The sequence below is a fragment of the Streptomyces sp. GC420 genome (assembly GCF_009916105.1).
Taxonomy (GTDB): domain Bacteria; phylum Actinomycetota; class Actinomycetes; order Streptomycetales; family Streptomycetaceae; genus Streptomyces.
Window position 1 is genome coordinate 1 of sequence record NZ_JAAAXQ010000535.1, and the last position, 4031, is coordinate 4031.

3 protein-coding genes and 1 pseudogene are annotated in these 4031 nt (G+C 70.4%); 2 read left to right on the forward strand and 2 right to left on the reverse strand.

Going from position 1 to position 4031, the window contains the following annotated elements; translation table 11 throughout:
• Positions 1-142: 142 nt before the first annotated feature.
• Positions 143-687: pseudogene (locus GUY61_RS35610) on the reverse strand (Uma2 family endonuclease).
• Here GUY61_RS35610 and GUY61_RS40920 point away from each other — a divergent pair.
• Positions 610-777 (forward strand): hypothetical protein, encoded by a 168-nt coding sequence (locus GUY61_RS40920; RefSeq protein WP_243766982.1) that lies wholly within the window; start codon positions 610-612, stop codon positions 775-777. The pseudogene GUY61_RS35610 and the gene GUY61_RS40920 overlap by 78 nt on opposite strands.
• Positions 778-967: 190 nt before the next feature.
• On the opposite strand, the gene GUY61_RS35615 is transcribed toward GUY61_RS40920, so the two are convergent.
• The gene (locus tag GUY61_RS35615; RefSeq protein WP_166634445.1) at positions 968-2776 is read right to left on the reverse strand and encodes a bifunctional UDP-sugar hydrolase/5'-nucleotidase; all 1809 of its coding nucleotides are present in this window, start codon (positions 2774-2776) and stop codon (positions 968-970) included.
• Between the two features lie 201 nt (positions 2777-2977).
• Here GUY61_RS35615 and mshD point away from each other — a divergent pair, with 201 nt between their 5' ends.
• On the forward strand, positions 2978-3919 hold the full coding sequence (mshD, locus tag GUY61_RS35620) for a mycothiol synthase (protein ID WP_166634446.1): 942 nt from the start codon (positions 2978-2980) through the stop codon (positions 3917-3919).
• The last annotated feature ends 112 nt before the right edge of the window (positions 3920-4031 follow it).

The window sequence follows — 4031 nt, forward strand, 5'->3', positions numbered from 1 at the left end:
ACGCCGATCCATGGCCGTGCGCACCGTGCCCGCCATGCCCGCCTCCCGGTTTCTGTCCTGTCCCTGTCATGCAGTCGGGAAGCAGGGAACCACAGGTACGGACCAGGAGACAGAGGGCGTACGGAAGTTGGGGCGGTCGCCGTCAGGACCTGGGGCGCGGCTGCGCCGCCTTCAGCAACTCCGCCACGTCCAGGGTGACTTCGGCCCCGACGGACTCGGGCAGGACGATCCGCTCGCCCGCCGCGTGCACCCGGTGGTTGTCGTACTCGTTGGCGACGGGGTCGGTCAGGACATGGACACGCTGATGCCTGCGGTCGACGATCACGTAGACGGGGATCCTGGCGATCGCATAGGCGGCCACCTTGGTCCGCAGGTCCTGGTTGTAGTTGCTCGACGTGACCTCGAGGACGAGGCGGAAGGAGACGGGGTCGTAGCAGTTGTTCTCGATGAGGTGGTCCTCGATGTCGGAGTCCACGACGCAGAGGTCGGGAACGGCGTAGTCCTCCGGTCCGTCCGGCAGCCAGAGTCCCACGCCCTGGGCACCTCCGTCTCACCTTCGTCCAGGCCCGCCGCGATGAACGGGCGCATGAGCCTGGTCAGTGCCCGCGCATGGGCGTAATCCGGTGGCGGGGTCCTGAGAAGCAGGCCTCCGATGATCTCGACGCGGTAGCCCGGGTTCTGCTCCATGAGCTCATTGGCCGCTTCGAGCAGGGTCAGTGGTGGCTCGTCGTGGCCGGGGGTGTGCTCGACCGCCGCCGCGGACATGGCGCCTCCTGATGGCTGGTGTCGAGAGCAATCATCGTAGGGCGGAGGCGGAGGCGCGTCCGGTCGCCGGGCGGCCATCCGAACGGGTGAACGTGCCCAGACAGGGGCGGGGCAAGAAAAAGGGGCGGCCCGGCCGTGAAGCGCCGGGTCGCCCCTTCCCCCCGTCGGGAGTGCGGTCGGTGACCGCGGTCGGGTGACCGTGTTACTTGATGACCGTGATCCGGTCGGCCGCCGGCGGTGCGATCGGTGCCGCGGGCGAGGAGTGCGCCGCCAGGTAGGCGTTGAAGGCGGCCAGGTCGTCGCTGCCGACGAGCGGGTTGGTGCCCTGCGCCAGGGCCCCGAAGCCGTCGCCGCCGCCCGCGAGGAAGTTGTTCATCGCGACGCGGTAGGTCGCGGCGGGGTCGATCGCCGCGCCGTTCAGCCTGATGGAGTCCACGACCACCCGGTCGGCGCCGGACTTGGTCATGTCCAGCGTGTAGGTCAGGCCCTCGGAGATCTGGAGGATCTTCGGAGAGGCCGCGTTCGAGCCGCTTACCTGCTGCTGCAGGGCCGTGATCAGCTGGGCGCCGGTCAGGTCGAGCAGGTTGACCGTGTTGCTGAACGGCTGGACGGTGTACGCCTCGCCGTAGGTCACGACACCGTCGCCCTCGCTGCCGGAGGCCGCGTACGTCAGGTCCGAGCGGATGCCGCCCGGGTTCATCAGCGCCAGGTCCGCCTCGGGGTCGAGCGACTTCGCGTGCTCCAGCTGCGCGTCGGCGATCAGGTCGCCGAGCGGCGACTCGGGCGTGGTGGCGCCGCGGCCCGGGATGTCGGCGGAGATGTGGCCCACGGCCTTGCCCGCGACCGGGGCGGCCAGGGTCTTCCACTTGGTGACGAGCTGCGTCATGTCCTGCGCCTTCGGCACGTCGCGCGTGACCACGTGGTTGGCGGAGTCGACCGCGGTGCGGACGATGTTGCCGGTCCAGCGGTCGTAGGTCAGCGTCGTGTCGGTGTACAGCCTGCCGAACGAGGCCGCGGAGGTCACCATGCGCGGCTTGCCGGCCGGGTCGTCGATGGTGCAGACGTACGCCTGGTGGGTGTGGCCCGTGACCAGCGCGTCCACCTGCGGGCTGAGGTTCTTGGCGATGTCCACGACCGGTCCGGAGATGCCGTCGCCGGCGCCCGGGCTGTCGCAGTCGTAGTTGTACGCCGACGAGGCCGGGGAGCCGCCCTCGTGGATCAGGGCGACGACCGACTTGACGCCCTTGCGCTCCAGGACCTTCGTGTACTTGTTGATCGTCTCGACCTCGTCGTGGAACTTGAGTCCCTTGACGCCCTCGGCGGAGACGATGTTCGGGGTGCCCTCGAGGGTGACCCCGATGAAGCCGATCTTGATCCCGTCCTTCTTCCAGATGAAGTAGGGGTCGAGTATCGGCCTGCCGGTCTTCTCGTTCGTCACGTTGGCGGCGAGGTAGGGGAACTCGGCACCCTTGAACTCGGTGTCCTCGTAGCAGCCCTCGGCCGGGTGGCAGCCGCCGTTCTGCAGCCGGGCCAGCTCCTTGGCGCCCTCGTCGAACTCGTGGTTGCCGACGGACGTGACGTCGAGTTCGAGCTTGTTCAGCGCCTCGATGGTCGGCTCGTCGTGGAAGAGGCCCGAGATCAGCGGGGAGGCGCCGATCATGTCGCCGCCGGCAGCGGTGATGGAGTACCTGTTGCCCTCGCGCGCCTGGCGCAGATGGGTCGCGAGGTACTCGACGCCGCCCGCGTCGACCGTCTTGGTCGTGCCGTCGGCCTGCAGTTCGCTCACCCGGCCGGAGGAACCGGTCGGCGGCTCCAGGTTGCCGTGGAGGTCGTTGAAGGAAAGCAGCTGGACGTCGACCGTCCGGCTCTTCTTGCCGTGGGCGGCCACGGAGGTGTCCGGGCTCGCGCTGGCCGGAACGGCCACGGCCAGCGCGCCGACGGTGGCGATGCCCGCCGCGACGGCGAGAACCCGCGACGTGGCGGGTTTCCTTCTCTGGGACGTCGGTGACATGGGTCCCCTTGTGAGTTGGGCGTGAAATATGGGGGCTGGTGGCGGCAGCCTAGGGTCAACGCGCGTAGCGCAACAGGGGGTGTCCGGTTACGAGCTGATTGCTTCTGGCACAGGACCGGACGAACCGTCATCTTCCGATCCCCCCACGACGTACGCTCCGGCTACGGGATGACTGGAACCCGTCAGTCGTACGCTCGTTGCATGACTGACGCAGCGCACCAGCCACTGGAAGGTCTCGGCCGCCGGATCGAGACCCTCGACGAACTCAGCCACCGGCAGGCCGAGGAGGTCCTGGCGCTGCTCGCCGAGGCCGCCGCGACCGACGGGCAGCAGGCCGTGTCCGAACAGGGACGGCTGGCCCTGCGCGGCGGGAGGCGGGAAGGCGTACGGCATTTCCTGCTCCGCGAGGGCAATGAGCCCGGCGGACCGCTCGCCGGTTACGCGCAGCTGGAGGACACCGACCCGGTCGAGGCACCGGCCGCCGAACTCGTCGTCCACCCCGCGCACCGCGGGCGCGGCCACGGACGGGCGCTGGGCAGCGCCCTGCTGGCGGCGAGCGGCAAACGGCTGCGGGTCTGGGCGCACGGCGGCAGGTCGGCCGCCCGCCATCTCGCCCAGGTACTCGGACTCAGCCTGTTCCGCGAACTGCACCAGATGCGGAGGCCGTTGAGCCTGGACTCGGTGCCCGAACCGGTGTGGCCCGAGGGCGTGAGGGTCCGCACCTTCGTCTCCGGCCAGGACGACGCCGCCTGGCTGGAGGTCAACGCGGCGGCCTTCGCCCACCACCCCGAGCAGGGCGCGCTGACCCAGCGGGACCTGGACGACCGCAAGGCCGAGCCCTGGTTCGACCCGAAGGGCTTCTTCCTCGCCGAACGGGACGGCCGGATCATCGGCTTCCACTGGACCAAGCTGCACGCGGAGGAGCGGCTGGGCGAGGTGTACGTCGTCGGGGTGCTGCCCGGCGAGCAGGGCGGCGGCCTCGGCAGGGCCCTCACCGCGGTGGGCCTGCGCTACCTGGCCGCCGAGGGCACGCCGACCGCGATGCTGTACGTCGACGGGGACAACGCGGCGGCCCTGCGGGTGTACGAGCGGCTCGGCTTCACCACCCACGAGACGGACCTGATGTACCGCACGGAGTCCTGACCCCGCCCGGAGGGGCGGGTCGCCCCGGCACCCCCTCCCCGCAGGGGCCGCCGGCCCCCGCGGCACGGGATCGCACGCCTCCCGCTCCCCCTGCCCTACAGGCAGCCCGCTC

Bases quoted from the DNA above. Each gene is read 5' to 3' on its own strand.
- mshD (WP_166634446.1), top strand. From the start codon at position 2,978: ATGACTGACGCAGCGCACCAGCCACTGGAAGGTCTCGGCCGCCGGATC.
- GUY61_RS40920 (WP_243766982.1), top strand. From the start codon at position 610: ATGGGCGTAATCCGGTGGCGGGGTCCTGAGAAGCAGGCCTCCGATGAT.
- GUY61_RS35615 (WP_166634445.1), bottom strand. From the start codon at position 2,776: ATGTCACCGACGTCCCAGAGAAGGAAACCCGCCACGTCGCGGGTTCTC.